General features: G+C 45.4%; 23 protein-coding genes. 4 read left to right on the forward strand and 19 right to left on the reverse strand.

What is annotated here, in order from left to right; genetic code table 11:
* Positions 1-19: 19 nt before the first annotated feature.
* From betB to ASV53_RS07095, 18 genes are all read right to left on the reverse strand, one after another.
* A complete protein-coding gene (gene betB / locus ASV53_RS07010) occupies positions 20-1,480 on the reverse strand; it encodes a betaine-aldehyde dehydrogenase (RefSeq protein ID WP_094956581.1) in 1,461 nt (486 codons plus the stop codon).
* A gap of 19 nt (positions 1,481-1,499) precedes the next feature.
* Positions 1,500-2,096, reverse strand: coding sequence for a transcriptional regulator BetI (betI, locus tag ASV53_RS07015; RefSeq protein WP_094956582.1), 597 nt, complete (start codon positions 2,094-2,096; stop codon positions 1,500-1,502).
* Between the two features lie 651 nt (positions 2,097-2,747).
* Positions 2,748-3,326 carry a HupE/UreJ family protein gene (locus tag ASV53_RS07020; protein WP_094956583.1) on the reverse strand — a complete coding sequence of 193 codons (579 nt, stop codon included), beginning with the start codon at positions 3,324-3,326 and terminating at the stop codon, positions 2,748-2,750.
* A 57-nt stretch (positions 3,327-3,383) separates the two neighbouring features.
* Complete coding sequence (gene fdhD, locus ASV53_RS07025; RefSeq protein WP_062687762.1) at positions 3,384-4,211, reverse strand: formate dehydrogenase accessory sulfurtransferase FdhD; 828 nt, start codon at positions 4,209-4,211, stop codon at positions 3,384-3,386.
* Between the two features lie 69 nt (positions 4,212-4,280).
* The gene (locus ASV53_RS07030) at positions 4,281-6,080 is read right to left on the reverse strand and encodes a sigma 54-interacting transcriptional regulator (RefSeq protein ID WP_205049185.1); all 1,800 of its coding nucleotides are present in this window, start codon (positions 6,078-6,080) and stop codon (positions 4,281-4,283) included.
* A 554-nt stretch (positions 6,081-6,634) separates the two neighbouring features.
* Positions 6,635-8,782, reverse strand: a complete 2,148-nt coding sequence (gene fdhF / locus ASV53_RS07035; RefSeq protein ID WP_094956585.1) for a formate dehydrogenase subunit alpha — start codon at positions 8,780-8,782, stop codon at positions 6,635-6,637.
* Between the two features lie 23 nt (positions 8,783-8,805).
* Positions 8,806-9,354, reverse strand: coding sequence for a 4Fe-4S dicluster domain-containing protein (locus tag ASV53_RS07040; protein WP_062687801.1), 549 nt, complete (start codon positions 9,352-9,354; stop codon positions 8,806-8,808).
* Positions 9,355-9,593: 239 nt separating this feature from the next.
* Positions 9,594-10,052 carry a hydrogenase maturation peptidase HycI gene (hycI, locus tag ASV53_RS07045; protein ID WP_062687758.1) on the reverse strand — a complete coding sequence of 153 codons (459 nt, stop codon included), beginning with the start codon at positions 10,050-10,052 and terminating at the stop codon, positions 9,594-9,596.
* Positions 10,052-10,495, reverse strand: coding sequence for a formate hydrogenlyase maturation HycH family protein (locus tag ASV53_RS07050; protein WP_094956586.1), 444 nt, complete (start codon positions 10,493-10,495; stop codon positions 10,052-10,054). Before ASV53_RS07050 ends, hycI begins: the two co-directional genes overlap by 1 nt.
* Before the next feature lie 8 nt (positions 10,496-10,503).
* Entirely contained in the window at positions 10,504-11,388 is an 885-nt protein-coding gene (locus ASV53_RS07055) for an NADH-quinone oxidoreductase subunit B family protein (RefSeq protein WP_094956587.1), read from the reverse strand.
* Positions 11,375-11,956 carry a hydrogenase 4 subunit H gene (gene hyfH / locus ASV53_RS07060; RefSeq protein WP_062687755.1) on the reverse strand — a complete coding sequence of 194 codons (582 nt, stop codon included), beginning with the start codon at positions 11,954-11,956 and terminating at the stop codon, positions 11,375-11,377. Before hyfH ends, ASV53_RS07055 begins: the two co-directional genes overlap by 14 nt.
* An 11-nt stretch (positions 11,957-11,967) precedes the next feature.
* A complete protein-coding gene (locus ASV53_RS07065) occupies positions 11,968-13,707 on the reverse strand; it encodes a hydrogenase large subunit (RefSeq protein ID WP_062687800.1) in 1,740 nt (579 codons plus the stop codon).
* Between the two features lie 4 nt (positions 13,708-13,711).
* Positions 13,712-15,304 (reverse strand): hydrogenase 4 subunit F, encoded by a 1,593-nt coding sequence (locus ASV53_RS07070; protein WP_094956588.1) that lies wholly within the window; start codon positions 15,302-15,304, stop codon positions 13,712-13,714.
* 5 nt (positions 15,305-15,309) lie between these two features.
* Positions 15,310-15,960, reverse strand: coding sequence for a hydrogenase 4 membrane subunit (gene hyfE, locus ASV53_RS07075; RefSeq protein ID WP_062687754.1), 651 nt, complete (start codon positions 15,958-15,960; stop codon positions 15,310-15,312).
* Between the two features lie 9 nt (positions 15,961-15,969).
* A complete protein-coding gene (locus tag ASV53_RS07080; protein WP_094956589.1) occupies positions 15,970-17,409 on the reverse strand; it encodes a hydrogenase 4 subunit D in 1,440 nt (479 codons plus the stop codon).
* 18 nt (positions 17,410-17,427) lie between these two features.
* Positions 17,428-18,381 (reverse strand): respiratory chain complex I subunit 1 family protein, encoded by a 954-nt coding sequence (locus ASV53_RS07085; RefSeq protein ID WP_048897781.1) that lies wholly within the window; start codon positions 18,379-18,381, stop codon positions 17,428-17,430.
* A complete protein-coding gene (gene hyfB, locus ASV53_RS07090; RefSeq protein ID WP_094956590.1) occupies positions 18,381-20,408 on the reverse strand; it encodes a hydrogenase 4 subunit B in 2,028 nt (675 codons plus the stop codon). The genes ASV53_RS07085 and hyfB overlap by 1 nt, the downstream gene beginning before the upstream one ends.
* On the reverse strand, positions 20,405-21,019 hold the full coding sequence (locus ASV53_RS07095; protein WP_062687752.1) for a 4Fe-4S dicluster domain-containing protein: 615 nt from the start codon (positions 21,017-21,019) through the stop codon (positions 20,405-20,407). The genes hyfB and ASV53_RS07095 overlap by 4 nt, the downstream gene beginning before the upstream one ends.
* Positions 21,020-21,367: 348 nt before the next feature.
* On the opposite strand from ASV53_RS07095, the gene hypA reads away from it, so the two are divergent.
* The 3 genes from hypA (at position 21,368) to focA (ending at position 23,935) form a co-directional block, all read left to right on the forward strand.
* Positions 21,368-21,709: a hydrogenase maturation nickel metallochaperone HypA gene (hypA, locus tag ASV53_RS07100; protein ID WP_062687751.1), complete on the forward strand. Its 342-nt coding sequence runs from the start codon at positions 21,368-21,370 to the stop codon at positions 21,707-21,709.
* Position 21,710: 1 nt separating this feature from the next.
* Entirely contained in the window at positions 21,711-22,709 is a 999-nt protein-coding gene (hypB, locus tag ASV53_RS07105) for a hydrogenase nickel incorporation protein HypB (protein WP_094956591.1), read from the forward strand.
* Positions 22,710-23,044: 335 nt separating this feature from the next.
* A complete protein-coding gene (gene focA, locus ASV53_RS07110) occupies positions 23,045-23,935 on the forward strand; it encodes a formate transporter FocA (RefSeq protein WP_094956592.1) in 891 nt (296 codons plus the stop codon).
* A 149-nt stretch (positions 23,936-24,084) separates the two neighbouring features.
* Here the strand turns inward: focA and ASV53_RS07115 are convergent, their stop codons facing one another.
* The gene (locus ASV53_RS07115; protein ID WP_094956593.1) at positions 24,085-24,882 is read right to left on the reverse strand and encodes a regulatory protein RecX; all 798 of its coding nucleotides are present in this window, start codon (positions 24,880-24,882) and stop codon (positions 24,085-24,087) included.
* 407 nt (positions 24,883-25,289) lie between these two features.
* Here ASV53_RS07115 and ASV53_RS25800 point away from each other — a divergent pair.
* A partial coding sequence (locus tag ASV53_RS25800; protein WP_205049186.1) for a hypothetical protein occupies positions 25,290-25,544 on the forward strand: 255 nt, incomplete at its 3' end.

Consider the following 25,544-nt stretch of genomic DNA (forward strand, 5'->3'; position numbering starts at 1 on the left):
TGTCTCTCCGAAAGTAGGGTTAAGCGTAAGGGCTGGCGAAGCTGCCTAGCTCGATAAGTACACTTTTTGTTTGGGTGTAATGGCGAAGTGTTTCAGGTCCATTTTCACGGCCAACACCTGAGTGTTTATAACCGCCAACGGGCATTTCTGCTGGCGAATCACCCCACGTATTAACCCAACAAATTCCAGCTTGTAGCTGATGAATCACACGGTGAGCAAGAGAGAGGTTTTGAGTGAATACCCCTGCGGCTAAGCCATAATCAGTATTGTTTGCGCGAGTGATAACCTCTTGTTCATCTGTAAATGTCAGTACAGACATAACAGGGCCAAAGATCTCACTTTGGACATGTGGCATCGCATCGTCACAATCAACAAAAACCGTAGGGGCAACAAAGTTACCTTTGTCTAAACCGTGTGTTGTCACCTGATACCCCCCCGTCAGTAAAGTCGCACCACTTTGTTTTGCATGCTCGATAGCAGCCAATACTTTAGCGAGATGGTCTTTGGAGATCAGTGCGCCGACTTGGGTATCCATATCTAGTGGATCCCCCACTAAGAGTTTTTCCGTCCGCGTTTTTAGCTGTGCGATAAACGCAGGGTAAATAGACTCATGCACAAAAACTCGCGTACCATGCGTGCAGACTTCACCTTGGGTGTAAAAGTTCGCCACCATTGCAGCAGAAACAGCGTCATCGAGTTTCGCATCGGCAAAAACAAGCATTGGCGATTTACCACCCAGCTCCATAGTGACTTGTTTAAGCGTTTTAGCGCTATCTGCCATCACTCGCTTGCCAGTGCCTGATTCGCCTGTGAACGAGATCTTTGCAATATCAGGATGAGCGGTGAGCATTTGGCCAACACGGTGATCACCTTGAACAACATTAAATACACCATCTGGTAGCCCAGCTTCGGTGAATATTTCAGCCAGCTTTAGTGCCGTAAGTGGGGTTTCTTCTGAAGGTTTAAAAATCATGGCGTTACCCGCTGCTAAAGCAGGAGCCGATTTCCACATTGCGATTTGGATCGGATAGTTCCACGCCCCAATCCCAGCACAGACGCCTAACGGTTCACGGCGAGTGTAAAAGAATTGGCTCTCGCTAAGTGGTTGTTGCTCTCCCTGCAATGTCGGGGCAAGGCCGGCGTAGTATTCAATCACATCCGCGCCACTCGCAATATCGACTTCTAACGCTTCTTGCAGTGGTTTTCCTGTATCAGCCACTTCAAGTTTCGCTAATTCATCGTTGCGACTGCGGAGAATACTCACCGCTTTAAGTAAAATTCGACTGCGTTCTAGTGCCGTCATTGCAGACCAAACCGCAAACCCTTTTTGGGCAACATCAACGGCATGATCAACGTCTTGCTGACTCGCCTGTCCAATATTGGCGATCGGTTCGCCATTGGCTGGATTATAGGTAGTAAAGGTTTCTCCCGATGTCGCAGCATAAGCGCGTCCATCGATATACAGTGATTTCATTTCCATGTGAAGATCTGACTTTTCGTTATTGTTGTGAATAGAAAGTAAGTTGCTTATCTAAATAATCATTGATAATCAATTCAGCTTTGCTTGCATCTATGCCTTCAGGGTTGAGCGTCCCTCGCAACCAAATACCATCAATTAAAGCCGCGATACCATGCGCAATTAGCTCAGCTTGGTCTTTGTTAAATAAGGCTTTGAGTTCAATTTTAAGATGAGATAACAAGCGCTTTTCATTAACACGTTGCAGCCTTTTTAATTCAGGGTCGTGTACAGAGTATGACCAAAATGCTAACCAGGTTTTGGCCACTTTGCTCTCGGCTTGGTAGCCAACAAAATTACCGTCAATGATCGCGTTAATGCGTTGCAGGTGAGCATCTGCTGGCAATTCGCGCAATCTAGCCGTTATGGTTACCGACAACTGGCGTAATATTTCACGCATGGTTTCTTCAAGCAGGCCATGCTTTCCACCAAAGTAATGGTTAATAATTCCAGTTGATACACCCGCTTCTTTGCTAATTAATGAAATGCTCGCTGAATGTAACCCGACCCGATCAATCACCGTCATGGTGGCTTGAACAAGCTGAGGTTTGCGTATTTTTGGCATCCCTACCTTAGGCATTACTTCGACCTTTTATTTTTAATTGAACGCTTAGTTAAATATAAAGTACACGAAATAAATTAGAACTCAAATTATTTAACTCACAAATAAGTTACAAACATGACAAAAAACCACAACCAAACGACCACTTTACCGTCACCCACCAAAAGTAAAAAAGAACTATCCGAGCCAAATACGATGACAAGATAACTACAATAAAATCAATATAAACAGCAAGATAATGGCGAAACTTGCATTTCAACCCTGAAATACATCAAGCCGACATGAATCATGGTAAGCACATCGTTTGAGTGCTCAGAAAAAACAACCATAGAAATTGTTTAGCTCACTAAACATTTTAACTCTACACATCATCCTCACTCGGAAGTTGGTCACTTTTAAAGCAATAGATTATTTTTAGAGCTATGGCCGTTTTAAAGCATCAGGTCGTTTTTAGAGAAATAGGTCGTTTTAAAGCACAAATGACAACGAAAGACATTACGAAGAGAAACACGATGAAGGGAGACTTATGATGGAAGGCGTTATGGGGTGAGTCTTGATGTCGAAAAGACAGATAACATGAAGATGAGTACAACGCACAGGTGCTCTTTGTTTTGTTGCATTAAAAAGCCCCCGACTCTCGAGGGCTTATGTATATAGCTTGAGCTGGCTTTAACTAAGTAAAGCAATACACGCACCGCTCGCGGCAACCACTGGCGCCATGAAACGAGTGGGAATAAAGCGCGCAAGTTGGTAGCCCAAAGAAACGATAATGGTCGATGCTAATAACATGCCCGGTGCAAATTCCATTAACACCGCACCACCCAGTTCAGCACCGTGCGCCCAACCGTGGAACAGTACTAAAGTTACAGAAAGGCTAAGTAAGACAGTGTTGGTGAGACTTGTTTCTTTATTGCGCATTTTCCACATCGTCGCCGCAACCACAAACACCGAGCCTAAAATCAAGGTTTCCATCCCTGTAATTGCACCGCTCAACTCACCTAACAGTACACCAGCGAACATAAAACCAAGCACAGATGCCATCAAAGCAAAGCCTTTTTTTACACTGTTTGCTTGGCGAGCAACAAACCCCATAGCCAGTAACATCACTAAGTGATCAAGGCCAAAGAAAGGGTGAACAAAACCTTCTAGAAATGAATTATGCAAACCATGAACACCAACATGCGCAGAAGCCAGTGGTGACGCGATCAACAACGCTGCTGAAATGCAGCCCAAATGTGTTTTTTTCATTTTAAGTGCCTACTTATAAATACGATAAAAGAATGAAGTAAAATACTTACCGACAAACTATTGGTGGCATGTCACCCGCTCTGGGTGCGTGTACACATCGGCACGTCCTGGGCGACAAAAACCCACTAAAGTCAGGTTCGATTGTTGTGCTAATTCCACGGCCATCATGGTCGCAGCTGATATCGCAAATAAGATTTCAACACCCGCAATAACGGCTTTTTGCACCATTTCAAAACTGGCGCGGCTGGTTACTAAAATCGCCCCACCTTCTAATTTATTTTTGATGATATAGCCAATCAGTTTATCCAGCGCAATATGACGACCTATATCTTCTTGGATCGCAACAATCTCACCATTTGGCGAAAGATAAGCGGCAGCATGGGTCGCTCCAGTAATATTATTGAGCTGCTGATGCTGCTTGAGTTCTTGCAACGCACTGTCAAAGCTCGCGATGTCCATCGTCAGTTGATTACCCACAGTAGAAAGCGGCCTAACAACTTGATCAAGCTGCTCTGTACCACAAATGCCACAACCTGTTCGACCCGCCATAGTGCGTCTGACATGTTTCAACTGTTCAAAACAGCGGTTGCACAATTCGATATGTAGCTCGATGCCTTTCACGGTGTGAACAATGTCAATATCGTGAATATCACGATAGTGTTGAATAATGCCTTCCGATAAAGAAAAACCTATCGCCAAGTTTTCTAGCTCGGTGGCAGAGCACATTAGTACAGTATGTGAAATACCGTTATAAACCAGTGCGACCGCAGATTCAGAGGCTAAATTATCAAATTCATCTTTATCGAACGTATTTTTACGATAGCGAGAGACCTTGTGAGAGTCATACACGCAGGCATGTTCTTCACACTGTAATACTTCGTGCATTATAAACCATCCTGGCTTATTCATTAATTCAGATAGTAATTAGCCTCAACAATCTATCGTAAAAGCTAATTACCCATTATTGGTAAATGATTTTGATGAAATACCTAGCCGCTGCATGCGTGATAATAAGGTGGTACGTTTTAGTCCCAACCGAACAGCGGCACCTTTAGGCCCAGCAACAATCCCATTTGTTTCTTTTAGAACTTGAATAATATGTTCACGCTCTATATTTTTAACTGTCGACAAATCATCTCTTTCAACTAGCGTTTCAATGTCTTCTGTTATCTCTTGTGATTCTGAAAAATTATCACTTTTAGGTAGCAATGCTTTTAATTCATCTGCGGGCAGATTTAAAACATTGCCGCGTGTTATCACTACCGCTCGTTCTATGACATTCCTTAATTCTCTTATATTACCAGGCCAAGGTAGCAAAGAGAGCAAACGTACCGTTTCTGCGGGAATACTGGTAATATTCCGCTTCATCTGTTTAGCAATGACACGGGTGAAATGTTTTGCTAACAATGGAATGTCTTCGCGCCTTTCTCTTAATGGCGGTAATACAATTGGAAACACATTCAATCGATAGTACAAATCACTTCTAAATTCTTTATTTTGTACCATTTCCAACAGGTCACAGTTAGTCGCAGCGATCAACCTAACATCCACAGGGATCAACTGGTGTCGACCTATTCTTTCCACTTCTTTTTCTTGCAACACTCGCAACAATTTAGGCTGAAGTTCTATCGGCATATCACCGACTTCATCAAGAAACAGTGACCCTTTATTAGCCCGTTCAAATCGACCAATCCGGTTTGATAAAGCCCCTGTGAATGCCCCTTTTTCGTGGCCAAACAAGTCACTTTCAAACAAACCTGACGGCACCGCCGAACAATTCATTTTCACCATGTCTTTGTTACTGCGGTGACTTAAATCATGAATAGCTTTAGCAATCAGTTCTTTACCTGTGCCTGTCTCGCCTAAAATCAGTACAGTGCAATCGCTATCTGCGACCATAAGCACTTTTTGTAGCACGTCATTCATAATGCCACTTTGGCTTATGATGTCATTGAACACTTCATGCTTTGGCTCTTCATCATTTAACTTAATAACATCACCAACACTGGCTAATGACATTACTTCTTGGTTGGTTTGAAAGTTAGCCATCGCCATTGCTGCACGTGCTGCAATTTGATGGAACAACGCCAAGTTACAACTTTGAAAATAATCTTTATCGCGATGAACAAGCTTCATCGCTCCCATGACTTTATGACGGAAAATCAAAGGCAATATACAAGCCGATTGTAATCTTTGAGGTATTAACTTACTGCAATCTTTATACGACAAACTTAAATCAGGAATGTCGTCCTTATTAAATATAAAAGGCTGCATTGTTTCTAACACACAAGAAGCGGGTGTATCTTCAAACTGGGTGTGCTGAACGATGCATTTTACATTGCTTGATTCCACATTATCGGCGTCATAACAACAAAATCTTTCGGTTGTATTTTCTGACGACATTAAGCTGAAGCACTCAATGTTAAAATACTTCTTTAAATGTTCAAATAAGGTTCTGGTCAGATCTTTCACTTCAACCTGACTAATAACTGCGTTTGTGATGTCGACTAATATTTTATTTTCGTCAAGGCTCCCTGTCGACTCTTCTTCGTTACTTAAAAAAGCTTCCCTTTCAACAACCGCTTCTAACGCAAAGGCAATAATAGATGATAATTGCTTTAGTTTTTCTAGCGTGTTGTCATCAAACTTTATTTCATTATTGATGAGAAATTCAACCCCACCATAATGTTTAGTTAATGTTGTCAGTGGAAACTGACAATACATTCTTAAATTCTTATATAGCTCATTTTTCACTAAGCTCGGGTATGAACTAAAAAATTCACCGTCACTTAAATAATTAACGATTTCATTATCACCATCATCATGCTCTGGCAAACAGTAATTAAGTTCAACCAACTTAGGCTCGTGGGCATCTTCAGGTGAAACATAAACCAAGGAGCTACGATCTTCATTGTTTTCATGAAGGATCAAATTAATCCGATTAATCGGCACAAAATGAAATTCAATCCTATTCAAACAAAGTATGAAAGATGGAATATCTGTGGCGGTTAACAGTACTTGCGCTAGCTCTTGAAAATCATCATCCCACTTGGCAGAGATACTCTCGATTAAGGGTGCATTCTTTGTCCTCTGCATACTATCCATAATCCAATACAAACAACATTATCAAGAGGTTACACTAGCAATATAGTTGTACATTGATACAGCTCAACTTGATAACTCTTTAGTAGTACGCCACTTACTCGTACTTGTATCAATGTGGCAACCGTCACGATTGCCACATCAATATTTCAGCTCACCCCCTGCTAGTTATGCTTTCTACATAACCTTGCTTGGGTACGACAGCATTATGATGTTGCTAATGCTGCCTTTTTTAACTTCAATTTCAGTGCGCTGTATTCGACCTGAACATGGTTTTCGGCCCAACTTTGATCAACGATTTTCTCAACGTTAACGGCACAATATTTATATTCAGGGGTGCTAGAAATTGGATCAACATGTTCTATGGTTAACTCGTTACAAGCACCAATCCACCATTGGTAAGTCATGTAAACCACACCACGGTTAACACGCTCGTTTACTGCTGCACGACTGATGACTTTTCCTCGACGAGAAGACACCCATACCAGTTGCTGATCAGCAATGTTTAGCGATTTGGCATCGTCAGGGTGAAGCTGAACATAGCCAGGTTCATCTGCTAATGTCTGCAGCGCTTTACAGTTACCTGTCATAGAACGGCATGAATAGTGGCCAACTTCACGTACTGTTGAAAGTACAAACGGATAATCACTATCAGGCTGCTCAAGTGGCGCGCGCCATTCCGTTGCAAACAACTGCCCTTTACCACTCGGTGTTTTAAAGACGTTACCTTCGAACAAGAAGGAAGTCCCAGGGTGATCTTCTGTTGGACATGGCCATTGAACACTTTTAAGGCCCGCCATTTTTTCATAGGTCGCCCCAGCAAAACTTGGACACAATGCTCGTACTTCATCCCAGATTTCTTGGGTGTTGCTGTACGACATTGGGTAACCCATCGCTGTAGCCATCAAACTGAAGATTTCCCAGTCAACTTTGACATTTTCAGGTGGATTTACCGCTTTATAGAAGCGTTGGAAACCACGGTCGGCGCTGCTGTACACACCTTCATGTTCACCCCAACTTGTCGCTGGGAAGATAACATCGGCCATTTCGGCGGTTTGGGTCATGAAGATATCTTGAACAATCACCAAATCCATCGCACGCAACGTTTTACGTAAAGCGGCTAAGTCCGCTTCGGTTTGCGCTGGGTCTTCACCAAAAATGTAGAAGGCTTTACATTCGCCATCTGCCACTTTGTGGTTCAAATCAGTTAAACGGTACCCCGGTTTAGATGGCAATTTCACTCCCCAAGCATGTTCAAACTTGGAGCGGACATTCTCATCTTCCACATCTTGGTAGCCTGGGTAGCGGTTAGGTAGCATGCCAATATCACAGGTACCTTGTACGTTGTTCTGACCACGAACAGGACCAACACCCACACCGCGACGACCAAAGTTACCTGTCATCAAGGCTAGGCTGGCAAGCCCTTTAACCACATCAACCGCTTGACCAAACTGGGTCACACCCATGCCCCAAAGGATCATAGATTCAGGCGATTTCGCGTAAGTACGCACTGCAAGACGGATATCACTCGCTTTCAGGCCAGTAATAGATTCAACGTATTCTGGAGTGTATTTCGCCACTTGTTGACGGTACGCCTCGAAACCTTCAGTGTACTGTTCAACGTAATCGCGTTTATAGAGACCTTCTTCAATCAATACGTTCGCGAACGCATTCACTAAGGCCATGTTTGAACCATTTTTCAGTGGTAACCACTGATCGGCAATACGTGCTGTTTCAACCATCCGAGGGTCACAAACAATCACTTTCGCGCCGTTAGCTTTGGCTTTAAGAATATGTTTCGCCACTACAGGATGAGAATCTGCTGCGTTGTAGCCAAACACCAATAAGCATTTTGTATCTTGAATTTCAGTAATCGCGTTGCTCATTGCGCCATTACCTACTGTCGCCTCCAGACCGGAGACTGATGGAGCGTGTCAAACCCGGGCGCAGTGGTCGACGTTGTTAGTCCCTATAACTGCACGGGCAAATTTTTGCATTACATAGTTGGCTTCGTTACCCGGCCCACGGGCAGAACCTGTTGTCATGATCGCATCAGGACCAAATTCTTTCTTGATGCTCAGTAATTTTTCACTGGCAAATGAAATCGCTTCATCCCATGAAACCACTTCAAGCGCTGCGTCTTTATGACGACGGATCATCGGATTTTTCAAACGCGGCGTCAGTAAATTAGTATCGTTTAAGAAGTCCCAACCGTAGTAACCTTTTAAACAAAGTTCACCTTCGTTAGTACGGCCGTTTGCCGCTTCTGCTCCAACTACTTTGCCATTTTCTGTCAATAAGTTGAGCTTACAGCCCGTTCCACAGTAGGGACAGACAACTATTGTTTTTTCCATAACACTCTCACTTGTTATAACATTTACAAAGCAGCAACTGCGGCAATTGACTCTGCAGCGGCTTCGCGTTTTTTCTTCGCTATCTTCTCTATGTCTTCAGCTTCGATTAACTGTAGGGCGTTAGTCGGACATACCTGAACACATGCGGGACCCGTACTGCTCCCACTACATAAATCACATTTAAGCGCCTGCGCCTTTGGCACTTTCATTTTGAAAAGCGCTGAGTCTGCACCGTTATCAACCATATCGCTGACAACAGCCATCGCACCATATGGGCACGCAATCACACACGTTTTGCAACCAATGCAACGAGACTGAATAACTTTGATTTGGTTATCTTCCGACACTATGGCGTTGTTCGGACACACTTGTGCACAAGGTGCGTCTTCACATTGGCGACATAATACGGGTGTCGTTACTTTCGCGTTTTTAATCAACTTTAAGCGCGGATGAAATCGTGCAGGATCAATCGATGAGACAGAGTTCTCTTCTGAATGAGAAAGTACGCATGCCACTTCACAGGTACGGCATCCTATACAACGATTGGGGTCTGCGAAAACAAACCTGTTCATGACACTATCCTCTTTCTTTTTCTCACTTACTTCCAATAAGCTGTCGAAAATATCCATGACACCAATTCGTATAATGCATAAGGTGTACCAATTTTTAATTCACCGTTTAAAACATCATAACGCATTGATTTATCAATAGGGTTGGAATAACAACAGCCTCCAAATACCTCAAGTAAAGAAGTGTCGATGTCGACATCGACACTTCGTCATCAGAAATGACGAACACAAATAGCGGATATTTATACCGCCGCAAAACCACCATTACCTTGCCAAGTCGGCAATGATTGATACACGGTTGTCACAGCGTCGCGCACCATGTCTGTCATGGGGAACGAGAACGCAACTATGGCTGGCTGAATGCCAACAAAGGTGACTTCAGGCACAAAGGTTTCCAGCTCTTCAATCAAGAAATTAAGCGGCAAGCAATGGGTCGACATAATGAACATTTCAGCAATTTGATCAGGTTCAATAATCCTGATCTCCCCTGCTTTCTCGCCAATTTCGGCGGCATCGATGATTAAGACTCGTGCGGGGGATAGCTCTCTGATCTGATGAACATAGTTTTCAGGGGCACTGCCACCATCAATCACAACCCAATCGGCCACCGGATTTTGCTGCATCATTTCCGCTAATAGCGGGCCAGCGCCATCGTCACCCATCATGCTGTTGCCAACGGTTAATACGATATTTTTGCTCATTAGCGACTTCTCACCATTAAATACATTGTGGGTTCGTGGTAAATCTCGGTCAGTACTTCAATCAATCCTGCGGTTAAGGCTTGTTGCTTTTCATCTTGCTCTTCAACAGGAATGTTCGAGAAAGCCCCCGCTAGCATGTGAAGATGATCGGGATAAATGGTGATTTCACCAAAGGTGAAAAAGCCCGCCATCTTTCGGTAGGCTTCACTCTCTTTAGGTAACTTCTCTATCCAAGCTTTGTATTCGTCTCTGGTGCATTGCAATACGGTTTTCAAGCAATCGACGACACCAAGGTGGTGACCAATAGCAAGGCTGTAATACAACACTTGCTTGGCTTCTTCGGGTACATCATATTGCTCATCAACAAACTTACGGCTAAGCGCATAAAACATGACATTGTCAGCTTTTAGCGCTTGTTCGGCCTCTTTTACTTCTTCTGACATACTGGCCTCTAATCCGTCACGAGTTCAGTCGATTCAGACTGCTTAGTCTTCTCTGCGCTTTTCGTCGCACTATTCGGTGTCGCACCACTTGCTTGTTCACCTATTGATTGCCCGCTCATATGGGCAAGTGAAACGCGGTACAAACTTTCGATAATTTCATGCAGACGAGGATCGTTTTTTTCGACCATAAACTGGTTCACTTTGCTATCAACATCGTCTGGGGTACAACTCACTAGCAAATCCATAAATTCATCAGCAATTTGCTGACCATGGCGATACCCAGCTAAAAGACGCGCTTCGCGTTCAATCAACACTTTTAGCTCCAGTGGGATCCCCGTATGTTTCAAGGTGACCCGCTCTGTTGGGTCTTCAAAATGCACTTCAGCTTTGAGTTTTTGATCAAGCAAACCTAACGCCATCGCGAACCCATAAATGGTTGCCGCAGGTGTTGGGGGACAGCCCGGAATATAAACATCAACGGGAATGATCTTATCCGTCCCGCCCCACACGCCATAAAGGTCGTGGAAAATACCGCCATCACAGCCACAAGCGCCGTAAGACACCACGATTTTTGGATCAGGTGCCGCTTCATAAGCACGCAGTGCAGGCATTCGCATTGGGCGGGTCACTGCCCCCGTAAACAGCAAAATATCGGCATGACGCGGTGAAGCCACCACCTTGATACCAAAGCGCTCGGTATCAAATACGGGGGTGGTTGCGGCAAAAATTTCAATTTCGCAGGCGTTACAGCCCCCACAGTCAACCCGATACACATACGCCGAGCGCTTAATATCATTCAGCAAGGTACTTTTTAATTTCGCGGCATGAGGATCAAGCTCAAGCGGCTGAGCCGCCGTATGGGCAGTGCCGACAATTTTCTTAATTCCTTTCATCTGACACTTCCTTATTTAATTGCTTGGCATGGAGAACATTTTTACCAAGCAAAATATTGCCACCGTCCAGCATGTTTTGTTTACGACGACAATCAGGACAGGTTTCAAGCTGCTGACGACGCACTTCAAACTGCTCTTCACTCATACCGCCCTGTTTTAATAAGTCCAATGCATATTCAACCGCTTTTCGCGGCGCAAAACCGATACCGCACTCACGACATTGAGTAAGAGAAAAATTTGCTTCTTGATACAGGTCTTTTTTATTAGTGACTGCCAGCTCAAACTCTTTCGATAACTTGATCGCTTGGGTTGGGCACACTTCTTCACAGCGACCACAGAAAATGCAGCGAGCAATGGATAACTGCCAACGACGAGTTCCTTGTTCGGCATCAGTTTCCATAATCAACGCATTAGCTGGGCACGCACGCGTACAGGCAGCGCAAGCAATACACTGCTCTGGGTTATATTCAGGTTTACCACGAAAATCGTCACTCACTTCAAGCGGTGCAAAAGGATACTTTGTCGTACTTTCGCCGGCTTTAATGATGGTTTTTATTAATTTAAACATCTCTTAGCCTCCTACTTGAGTGGTGAGTTTTTCCGCTCAATGCCATAACGTTCTATTTCTTTGTAAGACACTGTGGTCGACTTGCGTTTTTTGGTATCCACCAGCGTCACACGGTCGGTACAGGAGTAGCATGGATCCAAACTACCTATGATAAGTGGCGCATCAGAGACAGTGTTACCGCGTAACATATAACGTAACGTCGGCCAGTTGGCGTATGTTGCTGCACGACAACGCCAGCGGAACAGTTTTTGGTTATCCCCCGTCATACTCCAGTGAACGTTTTCACCACGCGGTGCTTCAGTGAAACCAAGGGCAAATTTGTTCGGGGTATAGGTGAAGCCTTCTGTCAACAAGGCGCCACTCGGTAAAGTGTCTAACCCGTATTCGATAATATTGAGTGAATCAAATACTTCTTTGATCCGCACCATCACCCTAGATTGCACATCTCCGCCATCAAAGGCTTGCAGCTCGAACGGTACATCACCATAAGCTTCAAGCGATTGCTGGTGAACAATACGTGCATCACGCTTAAAACCACTACCGCGGATCAATGGCCCTACTGGGCTGTAATCACGGGCGATATCTTTAGATAAGATCCCAACCCCAACGATACGTTGTTCAATGTTTGGCGTGCTAAGCAGCATATCGACCAAACCTTTAAACTCTTGGCGTACCTGGCGAACCAGTGCAATCCCTTTAGCACGGTGTGATTGCAAAATATCGCGACGAACACCACCAATCAGGTTCAAACCATAGGTTTTACGGGCGCCCGTTAAGAGCTCTGCCATTTCCATGGTTTTTTCACGAACACGGAAGAACTGCATAAAGCCCGTATCAAACCCAACAAAGTGGCTGGATAGCCCTATGTTCAGCATGTGGCTATGTAAACGCTCCACTTCCAGTAATACGGTACGGATCATTTTCGCCCGCGCTGGTACTGGGATATCCAAGGCGTTTTCAACCGAATTGCTGTAACCCACGCTATGGGTGAAGCCACAAATTCCACACACGCGATCAGTCAGAAATGCGACCTCGTTATAGCCCATACGGGTTTCAGCCAGCTTTTCCATCCCACGATGGACATAGAACATGCGGTAATCCGCATCGACAATGTCTTCACCATCAACGAATAAGCGAAAATGCCCCGGTTCATCAGACGTAATGTGCAATGGACCAACTGGCACAATGCGGTTTTTATCATCACCTAGTTGATTATCGAACTTATAGGTTTCCGTTTCTGTGGTCGGCATCGGACGTTGACGATAATCCATCGCATCTTTTCTCAAAGGGTGAAGGTCGTCAGGCCAATCATCGGGTAAAACCAAGCGGCGCTCATCGGGCAGGCCTACTGGACGCAAACCATACATGTCACGTACTTCACGTTCGCCCCACACCGCGGCAGGGATCACAGGAGTAATTGATGGGAATTCTTGGCTTACCGCATCGACTAATACCTTGACCGTCACCCAACTTTTAACTTCACCTTCCATCGACATTGCGTGGTAAACAGCAAAATGGCCGTTAAGCGAGCGCTCGTCATTACCGAAAGAAACAGTAAGCCAACCACCTTGGTCGTAGTACAACCACTTCATCACATCGATCAACGCCGTCGCTTTTACCGTAATCGTGACTTGATTGTGGGTTTGCCATTCTTCATCGATAATAGCGCTAGGAAAGAATTGGCGAACGCCTGCGATATAGCCGTAGCCCTGCTTGTTATTTTGTTTAGTATTGAGTTCTAAAGTATCCACTCGCTTATCTCTCTTTATGTAGGGCAACAGAAGATGGGGTTGTATCGACTGAAACAGATGGCTGCATTTGCCAAGGTAGGTTTAAGGCATCGATCATGGTTTCTTCTTGGCTATCAAGTACCACCAAGGCCGCGCGATCTAAACCGTGCAGAATAGGCTTAGGAATATGGGTTCCCATTACCAGCATGAGTACAATCAGTACAATCATTGGTGCCAAGGTCATCACGCCCAGTTCGCCTTTTTCAACCAACTCAGGTTTTGGCCCCAGTACACACCCCGCCACCATGCGCGCAAGCCCTGCTAACACCACGGTCAGTAAGAACAAGAGCACCACTGTCATCATCGTGTGATTGCTACCAATACCTGCGGTCACCACCATGAATTCACTGATGAATAAATTAAACGGTGGTACACCACCTAGCGCCAATGCGCCCATGCCCATCAATACACCTGTGATAGGGGCGACTTTTAAGACCCCTTTCACTGTGTCCATGTCACGGGTGCCGTATTTCAACAAGATATTGCCCGATCCACAGAACATTAGGGTTTTACCCAAGCTGTGGTTAATCACATGCAATAGCCCCGCTAAAATCCCTAAAGGACCAAGCGCGATCGCCAGCGTGATCAGCCCCATGTTCTCGACACTCGAATAGGCGAGTAAGCGTTTAAGGTCGCGCTGGGTAATAATGAAGAATGCCGCAACAGCCACCGACATAAAGCCAAACACCATCATCAGCATTTGCGGAAACTGCGGACCAATCGCTTTTACTGTGATGATGTAATAACGCAGGATGACCAATAATGCACAGTTAAGTAGACCCGCAGACAACAAGGCACTGACAGGGCTTGGCGCTTCGGAGTGCGCATCGGGTAGCCACGCATGCATTGGGAATAGACCCGTTTTAGTACCAAACCCAATCAAAATGAAGATGAATGAGATATGGACCAAGGTCGGATCCAGCAAGTTGGCGTGTTGATGAATTTCAGTCCAGAAAATCGCTGTTGATGGGTCGCTAAACACAGCCGCTGCATTGGAGTACGCCATGATCGAGCCAAACAGCCCAAATGCCACACCGACACTACAGATGATGATGTATTTCCACGCCGCTTCCAGCGATGAACGTTGACCGTATAAACCGACTAAGAACACCGAACTGATGGTGGTTGCTTCAATCGCCACCCACATCATGATCACGTTATTCGCAGTAACTGCCACCAGCATAGTGGCGAGAAAGAAGTTAAATAAGCCGTAGTACAGCGCGACTTTCTTCGCCGATAACTCCCCTTCTTTAAACTCATGGCCGATATAGCCAATCGAATAAAAACCGGTTAATAGCCCGACTAAAGCCAGTAAAGCAGTAAACAACGCCGATAAACTGTCTAAGTACAGCCATTGATGAGCCGCAAAAATAGGACCATCGATAAACACATCCGCAGCCAGCGTCCACGAAATCGCCAACACAGCCATCATGCTAATAACATGTGCTCCGATGGCTAATTGTCTTAACCCCTTACCTCCCCAATAAGAGAGAAAAGAGACAATCCCAGCCACAAACGGCACAGCCAGAAGCAATGGGAGTAAAAGTGAAGAAGACATGAATATTACCCCTTTAACGTAGTGAGTTGCTGGGCATCCAAGGTATGTAACTTGGTGTAAATCTGCCTAACCAGAATAATCATGAAGATCACCGCAAACACCGCATCAATGGTGACGCCAATCTCCACCAGCCCAGGGGCTTTATTGGCAAGCAGTGCCAAAGTCAGTGACGAGCCATTTTCCATCAAGCAGTAACCAAACAACTGCTTAAGAATGTTTCGCTGACTGACAATACACAGCAACCCTAAGAAGAAGTGACCTAGCGATACCGCCAATGCCGGTTTTAAATGTGCAACCAAAGGAAGCTGCACAGATTCCACCGCCAAGAAGCTCAGTAAGGTGATCACCCCACCAATAATGACCAACCACGCAAAGTGGATAACGGGCTTATTGGCTTCAGCGTCATACATCTTGCTAAAGGCGTAATACAGCAGCGCAGGCAGTGCGATCACCTTGGTAATAAAGGCCGTGATCGACCAGTGATAAAGTTGCGGCGCATCCACGGTATTGGCGATAGCAACAAAGGTCAGCACCAAAACAAATGACTGTAGCGAGTACAGCATCGCCACTACCCGCGGCTTGTTGACCCCAATTACCATCAAGGAGGTAACGATCAACAGCCCAGCTAGATTATTAATTACAATTTCTCCATTCATCGTCATTCCTTAACTCAGCCAATTAGAGGCAATAAAGCTCGAACAGAAAGACATAATGATCAGAATGATCAGTACGGCACTCATGGAGCGAGGAAGAGGTGTAGCCGTGGCGACGGCCTCTGAAGGTTCACCAACAACAGTTTTACCGAACCAGTACAAGATCCAACCAAAGCTCGCGACCGATTCAACCAAAGCCAAGATCATCACAGGCATCAACCAGCTATGTTCGCTAGATAAGGTGAAACCCGCGGCAAACAGTGGGAATTTACTGAAGAAACCATTGAACGGCGGCACACCCGTGATAGCCAAGGCTGCCACGCAGAAACCTACCGCTAATAATGGCGATTTCTTCACGATACCGCGCAGTGCTGGCAGCATACGCGTACCACAGGTATAACTCAGCGCACCCGCCACCAAGAAGAACAAGCTCTTCGCAAAGGCATGGTTAAAGATGTACGTCACCCCACCTTCGAAAGCGAGGTCGGAACCAAAGACAGATAGCGACAACGCAAGGAAGATATAAGCCAACTGCGTAATCGTAGAGTACGCCAGCAAACGCTTCATATCGGTTTGTGGTAAGTACATGATGAAGCCGTAGATCAAGGTGATCATCGCCCCTGTCACACCTATCACCCCGATCACTTCAGGAATGTCTCCCCCCGACATAATCGCGCGCGCAAAGATATACACGCCCACTTTCACCATGGAAGCGGCATGCAAATAAGCACTGACAGGCGTTGGCGCATTCATCGCATCGGGTAACCAAACATGCAGCGGTAACTGAGCTGATTTACCCCATGCCGCCATCAAGATGCCTAAGAACACGATGGTTTTGGTTTCTGGCGATAGCGAAGCCAAAGCGGATAACGAGAAAGTCCCCGTTTCTTTGAACACAAACGCAGCCGCCACAAACAAACCAATCGAAGCAACGTGAGTCACCAGTAAGGCTTTGAGTGCCGCTTTAAGCGATGTCGGTTTTTGGTAGTAACCAATCAACGACCAAGAACAGGCTCCTGTGATTTCAAAGAACAGCAACTGACCGAGAATGGTCGACGACAGTACTAAACCCGCCATTGCACCGATAAATATCAGCAAAAAAGCGTAGTAACGTGGCAAACCTTCATGGGGATGTTCACGGTTGCCTTCGGTCATGTAGCCTAGCGAATAAATGCTAACCAACAGCCCCAGCACTACCACCGCGACGGCGATTAGGGTGCTGACTTTATCTATGGTTAGGCCAAATATTTCCGTTTGGGAAAACATGACCAGTTGATAGGTAACGCTGGTTTCGCCACTGTTAAAAAAGGCCGCGGCTAATATCAGCGTACCGAGCGAGGCAAGTGCAGCGAATAGCTGACACACCCACTTCGCCGCCTGCCGAGGCACTAAGACTGTGATGATCGCCCCTAAAAAGGGAACGAAAATCGTTAATAGAGCAATAATATCCATAACTTTTCTCTCTGCTCCCTATAAACCTGTGAGGAAAAAGATAAACGCTAATACCGCGATACCAAATCCCACCCAAGTCAGGTGATGCGTTTTCAAGAATCGAGTTCGTGCCACGCTGTTTTCAATTACGCCAGCCACCAAAAATACGACGAACAATTTCAGCATTAAGATCCCCGTAGCCGAGGCTAATGCAGGAAATGTCAGTGACGTGGCTTTACCAAACGGAATGAAAATCGCGAGGAATAGCTGAGCAACCACCAGTTGTTTTAGACCAAGGCCGAGTTTGACCATGGCTAAACCAGAACCGGCGTACTCTGTGATTGGCCCTTCTTGCAGCTCTTGCTCGGCTTCTGCACAGTCAAACGGCAACTTACCCATTTCGATAAAGATCACGAATGCACAAGCAATCCCCGCTAATACTGTTGCGCCAGGAGCCGCCCATGTCTCGGTTGCCATATGATTACTGATGTAACCAAGATCAGAGGTGCCCACCACCAATGCCATCGTAAAAATGGACAACATCAGAATCGGCTCAACCAACACGCCTAGCGTCAATTCACGGCTAGAGCCGATCCCTGAAAACATGCTGCCTGAATCCAAACCCGCTAAAGCAAAGAAGAAGCGGAAGATGGCAAACAAATAGATATCAGTGATCACATCCCCTGCAATTGGAAATGGCGAGTAATTGGTTACCGTTGGCAGCGCCATACCAATCAACAACATAGTGATGATCAGTACCGATGGCATGATTTTGAAAATCACCCCTGACGGTGTTGGCGCTACTTCTTGGCGACGAAGCAACTTAAAGATATCTCGGTAGTCTTGCAGCACACCCGGCCCCTGACGTGAGTGCATTTTGGCGCGAAGAACACGCGAAAAGCCTGTCACAAGGGGGGCGAGCCCCAGCATAATTAATGCCTGAACGATAGCTAACGCAATCAGCTCAGGACTTGGCATCTCAAGCCCTTGCATCAGTTAACTCCTAAATCTACGGGGATGAATAACAGCACCAGCAACGCAATAACCATGTATAAGCAATAGGTTCTAAAATCCCCGTATTGCAGCCATTGGAGGCGTTTACCGACAGCCAGCACAAAACGTGCGATAGGCAATATCACTCTGTTATCAAAGAAAGGTTCGATGAACGTCGCCCCTGCTTTGGTCTTTTCAAGGATCAAAGCGAACAGCGGCGCTGGATTTAACCAATTTCGAATGGCGTATAGCGGAACAAACATGGCACGCAGTGGCTGAGTAAAGCCCCCTGCGGACACTGTCATGCGATCTTCATAGCCATAACCACACGCCCATGGATCATTGTTGTGGCGGCGTGTGAGTTTCGGCCCTTTGAAGATGGAAAGAATAAGTACAGGAACCAGTATCAACCCAAGTAGCGTCAGGGCAATAACAGGTGTTGATAGAATCGCTTGTGCGCCGTTATCTGGAATAAGCGCTGCGCCTTGCGTTACCGTAATGGCATCGCTATTAACCAAGCTGCTTGCAACACTTGAGATCGTTGGTGCGATCCAAGGCGAACCCACACCCAGCACAATGCAAAGTACCGCTAACGACAGGGTGCCAAACACCATAGGCTTAGGCACTTCAGTGGCTTTGGTGGCTTGTTCGCTTCGCGCGGCACCGCAAAAACAAATACCGTACACTTTCACGAAACACATGCAGGCCAGCGCACCAGTAATGGCAAGCATCACCACAGCAATAGGCCCTGCAATCGACATCGCGAAGGTGCCTTCTTTGCTCATTGTCAGCAGCGACTGGTAGATGAACCATTCACTGACAAAGCCGTTAAGCGGCGGTAAGGCAGAAATCGCCATAGTCCCGATCAAAAACGCTAACGCGGTATACGGCATTAACTTGGCAAGACCGCCCATTTTTTCCATGTCTTTGGTGTGAACACGGTAAATCATTGAGCCCGCGCCTAAGAACAACAGTCCTTTAAACACCGCATGGTTCAGTAAGTGGTATAAGCCACCGAGTAAACCTAGGGTTGCCAGCACAGGTTGGTCGTTAGCAATACCTATCATGCCAATGCCAACGCCCATTAAAATAATGCCGACGTTTTCTACCGTGTGGTAAGCCAACAAGCGTTTGATATCGTGCTCAGCCAAGGCATACATAACACCTAACACCGACGACACACCGCCAAAGGCCAATACCAAATAGCCCCACCATGCCGTATCTGCCCCAAGAAAATCGATACCGACTTTAATGATGCCGAACACACCAATTTTGACCATCACACCCGACATTAATGCCGAAGCATGAGAAGGCGCTGCGGGGTGAGCTTGTGGCAACCAACCGTGTAAGGTGATCATCCCTGCTTTGGCACCAAAACCAAAGAAAGCCAACAAGAACACCGCCGATGCTTGCCATTGTGACAAGTCAGCGGTTTTGAAATCTGCGAAGTTCAAGCTGCCTGATTGGCGATACAAAATGAAGAAAGCAATCATGATCAACACAGAACCCGCGTGCGCTATCAAGAAATATTGCAGCCCAGCTTTTACCGCTTTTTCATCTTGTTCCGAGATCACCAAGAAGTAAGAAGCCAGCGACATCATTTCGAAAAAGACAATGAAGTAAAACGCGTTGTCAGAAACAACCAAGGCCACCATGGAAGCAATAAAGACATTCATGAAGAAGCCCATTGCCCACACACCTTTCCCTTCATATTCACGCATGTAAGACAGTGAATAAACGGCGCACGCCACCACTAATAGCGAAATCACCATCACCATAAAGGCAGACAGTGCATCCAAGCGGATCACGCAATCAGCAAAGGAAAAAGGACTATAAAGTTGCTGCGTGATAGCGTCCCCGCTCAATAGCACAGGAATAGCCGCCGCAATGCCCGCAATACCGCCTAACGCACATAGCACACCAGAAACATGCGCGGCGCGTCGTTCATCGTTATGAAAAATCAACGAAAACCCAGCGCCTGCGAGATAAAGCAAAATCGAAAGCATTAATAAGTCGAGTTCTATCATGATTCCTGTCGCTCCAAAGCTATGGTTGAAACATCAAGAGCCGCCTCATTGCGCTTACTTTGACTTGCGTCAGCCATGCCTTGCTCTTCAACCAAGAACAGCGCCTTGGTGGGACAAACCTCGATACACGCAGGCGAGCCCGTGGTGGACTGACATAAGTCGCACTTCACAGCAATACTCTTCACGCCGGGTTCCCACGCTAAAATGTCTTTACCAAAACATTGCGGGCTGGAGGTTGAAGGGTTACTGGAATGGACGGTGGAGGGAATATAAGTGTCGTAGGAATTCGCCATATCTACAGGGCGACTTCCATCTATAGCAATGGCACCAAATGGGCATGCAATGGCACAAAGCGTGCAGCCTACACAGAGGCTTTCATTCACAACAACACTACCCTGTTCTTGGGTAATGGCATTGACAGGACATACTTGCGCGCACGGCGCATCTTCACAATGACGGCATAGTACAGGCGCCGTAGCCTGCTTATGCCGCATTACGGTCAATCTTGGGTGAGTTTGCAGACCTTCCGCTTTGTGTGCTGTAGAGCATGCTGCCATGCATGTCCCACACCCGATACATAACTGAGGATCTGCAATTACAAAGCGATTCATAACTAACCTTTGCTAAATTGCAGTTCGAACCCCTTCTATAACAACATTCGTACCAAGATTGATAAATACAAAACCAATATCGATAACCAATTGAATTTAAAGAATATAAAAACAAAAAAAGAGAGCGCACTCGTATAAACAGGCTCTATTTATCGGGAATAAAACTGAATGTCGACACTAATGACGATGACGATCATCACTTCATCATACAAATAAAAAGCCTCTCGATACGCCTACTGATTTATATTTGATTAACGTCACAAAACTTTTTAAAAATTAATGATTTAATTTTCGCTCTTTGAATATTTACTCCCCCGCCGATCATTTTTAGCAAGTTTAGGAGTCGCCATGCATGAAATGTCTCTGAGTATGGACACCGTTGATCTCGTCGTAGAACAAGCTACTCAGCAAGGCTTTAGCAAAGTCACCAAGGTATGGTTAGAAATCGGAGTATTGTCATGCGTCGAACCAGACACCATTAAGTTCTGCTTCGATCTCGCAGCGAAAGAAACCATCGCCCAAGACGCGGCACTCGAAATAGTACCGAAAGCAGGTGAAGCCCATTGTTATGATTGCGATAAAGCCGTTTCTCTCGCCCAACGAGGGGAAAGCTGCCCAATCTGCCAAGGTTACAAACTAAAAGTGCTGCAAGGCGATGAAATGCGAATTAAAGAAATAGAGGTTGAATAATATGTGCAATGTTTGCGGATGTGGTGATAGCCAGATTGAACAAGTAAATTCTGACCATCATCATGACCATCCCCACGATCATCATCACGGACATCACCACGAACAGCCACATAGCCACTCACACGCAGCTGCTCACCAAGAAAACCCACAACCGGTTATTGTGCACCACCACTATCATCATCGGGGCGATGTTCACTACCATCATTATCATTACCCTGATCCATCATCACAGCACCAATCGCACCATCAATCACAACAGCAACACACGCATGAACTGACACCAGAACAATCAGCTCACGGCGATTTACATTACGGCAAAGGTGAAGCCGAAACCCATGTAGCGGGTGTTAGCCAACGCAAATTAATTGAAATTGAAATGGATGTGCTCAGCAAAAATAATCACCTTGCTAGCCACAACCGTGAACACTTTGACCAAGCCAATCAGTTAGTGCTGAATTTGGTTTCAAGCCCAGGTTCAGGCAAGACCACCCTACTAACTGAAACCTTAAAGCGGATTCAACAGAGCGACAGAGCCTGTGCAGTGATTGAAGGCGATCAACAAACCACCAACGATGCCGATCGTATTCGCGAGACAGGTGTAGATGCTATTCAAGTCAATACAGGTAAAGGCTGCCACTTAGACGCGAAAATGGTGCACGATGCCTGCCACCAGCTAGGCCTTGAACAAGACGGACTCTTGTTTATTGAAAATGTGGGCAACTTGGTTTGCCCTGCCAGCTTTGATTTAGGCGAGAAGTACAAAGTGGCGATTCTATCGGTGACCGAAGGGGAAGATAAACCGCTTAAATACCCGAATATGTTTGCCGCTTCGCAACTAATGATCATCAACAAAATCGACTTACTGCCTTATGTCGCCTTTGATGTTGAAGCCTGCATTGAAAATGCGCGCAAAGTGAATCCATACATTCAAGTACTCGAGCTTTCCGCGACAACGGGTGAAGGCATGGAAGCGTGGTTAGATTGGCTCAATAATGCCTAATTCTTACCGCTGATTTTCTTCACTGTAATACTGGCTTGCTCTGTTTGCTCTGTGCGATTTATCGCTAATTGAATAGATAGAGATCGACAGAGTAAGCCGTGTCGACACCTTCTTTTGACAGCCAAGTGTCATCGTCATTTCTGTCAACTCCTACCTAGCGACAACATCTTGACTTTATTTAAAACAATCACTTAACACTTAATTTTCATCTGGCACGGTTATTGATACCTAGTGTGTGTATCCAATATCGAATAACAGCTAAAGCCAATATTGCACAGTGCCTTTTGCGTGATATTTAGGCTTACACAATAACCCTACCAGGGGAGAATAAAATAATGAGTAACGAACAAAACCCATTTGATGCCCTCATGCCCACCGACATGACGATTAAGGCTGAAGAAGTCGGTATCTATAAAGCCACCAAAAACCCACTACAATCTTTTGTGCTCGCGATCACCGCGGGTGTGTTTATCTCTATCGCGTTTGTTTTCTATATCACAGTCACCACAGGTTCTGGCGACATGGCATGGGGAATGGCGAAGTTCGTCGGGGCCATTGCGTTTAGTCTTGGCTTAATTTTGGTGGTGATTTGTGGCGGCGAGTTGTTCACCTCGACGGTATTAACCACGGTTGCCCGAGCCAGTAACCGTATCACTACTCGACAATTAATCCGCAACTGGGTAACCGTGTACTTCGGCAACATGCTGGGAGCACTCTTTTTTGTGGCCTTGATTTGGCTTGCCAAGCAGCACCTAGGTAATAGCGGTGAATGGGGTATTCATGCGATGCAAGTGGCGCAACACAAAATCCACCACACCTTTATTCAAGCAGTCGTACTGGGTATTTTGTGTAATTTGATGGTGTGCTTAGCGGTGTGGATGACCTTCTCGTGCCATAGCGCGACCGACAAAGTGATGGTCATGATTCTGCCTGTCGCTATGTTTGTTGCCTGCGGCTTTGAGCACAGCATTGCCAACATGTTTATGATCCCTATGGGTATAGTGATCCAATCCTTCGCCTCACCTGAGTTTTGGCTTCAGACTGGCCATACGGCTGCGGAGTTTGCCGACCTTAACGTAGCGAATATGGTGTTAAACAACCTGATCCCCGTCACTATCGGCAATATTATTGGTGGTGGTTTCTTTGTAGGGCTAACTTACTGGGCGATTCATCGTCGTCCACAACTTGAAAAACAACGTGCTGAGCAAGCGGCTCTTTCTAAATAAACCAAATTCTAAATAAACCAAAAGCAAACCATAAATAGCACGTCAAAAGACTAAAACGTCAGGTCACCACAGCTTATCGCAGTTAGCCCTTTTAGTTGTGGTGACCAAGCTTAATTCAATCAGCTAAAGTGCTTACCGCTGTTTGGAAACTAGCTTGCTAGTGTTTCTTTGATTTCATCCGAGCTAAAGCCGTGAGAATACAAATAGGCGTAGGCTTTGCTTTTCTCTTTTGAGTTCGTCAAATCAAAGCGTTTTTTCTCTAACCTCAGCTGGCAGTTTTGATAGAAATCAATCGAACCATCCATTTCTAGTTTCTCAATTTGTTCATCAAACTGAGACACATCGATCAGCTTTTGCTGTAGCTCACGCTTAATAACAGACTTACCTTTTAACTTACGGGCTAACCGCTCGATCTCTTTCACGATATCAGCTTTATCCGCTTTGATTTGTTGCTTAGAAGACAGTGTTGACGCGACAGGATGAGATTGAATGGCTTCGCGCACATCAGAAGATCGAAAACCATGCTTAAGCAGTGCCGAATAGAGTTTATCACTCGAAAAACCCTCCAAACGCATAGCCGAAAGACGGTTATTCAATAAGGTGAGTTCACAAATGTTGTCGCGATTCACTAGGTAATCAATCGCTTCATTCGCGGTCGAGTTCTCAATCCCCTTCTCTTTCAGCTTGGTTAAAATGTACTGACAGCCCTTTTCTGAATTAAACGCCATTTCAGCAAAATGTACCGCGAACTTTTTATCCGATTTAAGGTAACCACGATCTATCAAGTCATTTAAAACCGTATCAATCCATTCTTGATTATCGGTTTTTGCCTCTAGCTTTTTTCGTAGCTCACCAATGGTGCGATCTTTCGCTTCGAGGTGATAATAAGCGCTGCCGTAGACGTTATCTATCGTCTTGGCTTGTTTAATAGGACGCTGAGTAAACATGGTGACCTCGAATGGTAGAAATGAAGAGAAATGAATCGCAAACAATACCCATCAGACTCTAAAGCAGATCACGCAGGGTTGCTATAGCGCATTGGTAATGAGGTAAGTTAATGGGTGATTATTGCGCAGCCTTTTGCTTTAAAAATCGTATGCACAGGGCTAGGTACTCCTAAAACTCACCAGCTCCCCCCTGATTTTAGAAAAAACAGAATACACTCAGAGCAAACACCAGAGTAGAAGACCGTGATTAGGTGCAATGAAAATGCTAACGACCTTTTTATGCAATACGTTACGAAAGTCACAGACTTAAAAATGATAACAGATAAAGATATTATTTTGCGAAAGCAAGGAGAAATCATCAGGGATCTTTATTTTATTATACTATTCAATAAAGTCATGAGGCATAAATGAAATTTAACCTGAAGTATTTGGATGGCTACCTAATTGATGCCATGAGAATGGCTTTATTTATTATCATCGTTCTTTCGCTTGTTAATTTCGCCCACTACTACAGAAGCCTCAACGTATTTAGGGAGAATATGATCAATGCAGCTTTGCAAAAAACCACAAACTACACCAACAGAGCGCTTGAGGATGTAAGTAATACATATGTATACGCCAGTCAGATCCTAGCAGATTTATATTATTACAAAATACAACAG

Origin of the sequence: Photobacterium sanguinicancri, assembly GCF_002265265.1 — a bacterium.
Lineage (GTDB): Bacteria > Pseudomonadota > Gammaproteobacteria > Enterobacterales > Vibrionaceae > Photobacterium > Photobacterium sanguinicancri.

Coding starts and splice junctions, on each gene's coding strand:
- betB (WP_094956581.1), bottom strand. CDS start 1,480: ATGGAAATGAAATCACTGTATATCGATGGACGCGCTTATGCTGCGACA.
- betI (WP_094956582.1), bottom strand. CDS start 2,096: ATGCCTAAGGTAGGGATGCCAAAAATACGCAAACCTCAGCTTGTTCAA.
- ASV53_RS07020 (WP_094956583.1), bottom strand. CDS start 3,326: ATGAAAAAAACACATTTGGGCTGCATTTCAGCAGCGTTGTTGATCGCG.
- fdhD (WP_062687762.1), bottom strand. CDS start 4,211: ATGCACGAAGTATTACAGTGTGAAGAACATGCCTGCGTGTATGACTCT.
- ASV53_RS07040 (WP_062687801.1), bottom strand. CDS start 9,354: ATGAACAGGTTTGTTTTCGCAGACCCCAATCGTTGTATAGGATGCCGT.
- hycI (WP_062687758.1), bottom strand. CDS start 10,052: ATGAGCAAAAATATCGTATTAACCGTTGGCAACAGCATGATGGGTGAC.
- ASV53_RS07050 (WP_094956586.1), bottom strand. CDS start 10,495: ATGTCAGAAGAAGTAAAAGAGGCCGAACAAGCGCTAAAAGCTGACAAT.
- ASV53_RS07055 (WP_094956587.1), bottom strand. CDS start 11,388: ATGAAAGGAATTAAGAAAATTGTCGGCACTGCCCATACGGCGGCTCAG.
- hyfH (WP_062687755.1), bottom strand. CDS start 11,956: ATGTTTAAATTAATAAAAACCATCATTAAAGCCGGCGAAAGTACGACA.
- ASV53_RS07070 (WP_094956588.1), bottom strand. CDS start 15,304: ATGTCTTCTTCACTTTTACTCCCATTGCTTCTGGCTGTGCCGTTTGTG.
- hyfE (WP_062687754.1), bottom strand. CDS start 15,960: ATGAATGGAGAAATTGTAATTAATAATCTAGCTGGGCTGTTGATCGTT.
- ASV53_RS07080 (WP_094956589.1), bottom strand. CDS start 17,409: ATGGATATTATTGCTCTATTAACGATTTTCGTTCCCTTTTTAGGGGCG.
- ASV53_RS07085 (WP_048897781.1), bottom strand. CDS start 18,381: ATGCAAGGGCTTGAGATGCCAAGTCCTGAGCTGATTGCGTTAGCTATC.
- hyfB (WP_094956590.1), bottom strand. CDS start 20,408: ATGATAGAACTCGACTTATTAATGCTTTCGATTTTGCTTTATCTCGCA.
- ASV53_RS07095 (WP_062687752.1), bottom strand. CDS start 21,019: ATGAATCGCTTTGTAATTGCAGATCCTCAGTTATGTATCGGGTGTGGG.
- hypA (WP_062687751.1), top strand. CDS start 21,368: ATGCATGAAATGTCTCTGAGTATGGACACCGTTGATCTCGTCGTAGAA.
- hypB (WP_094956591.1), top strand. CDS start 21,711: ATGTGCAATGTTTGCGGATGTGGTGATAGCCAGATTGAACAAGTAAAT.
- focA (WP_094956592.1), top strand. CDS start 23,045: ATGAGTAACGAACAAAACCCATTTGATGCCCTCATGCCCACCGACATG.
- ASV53_RS07115 (WP_094956593.1), bottom strand. CDS start 24,882: ATGTTTACTCAGCGTCCTATTAAACAAGCCAAGACGATAGATAACGTC.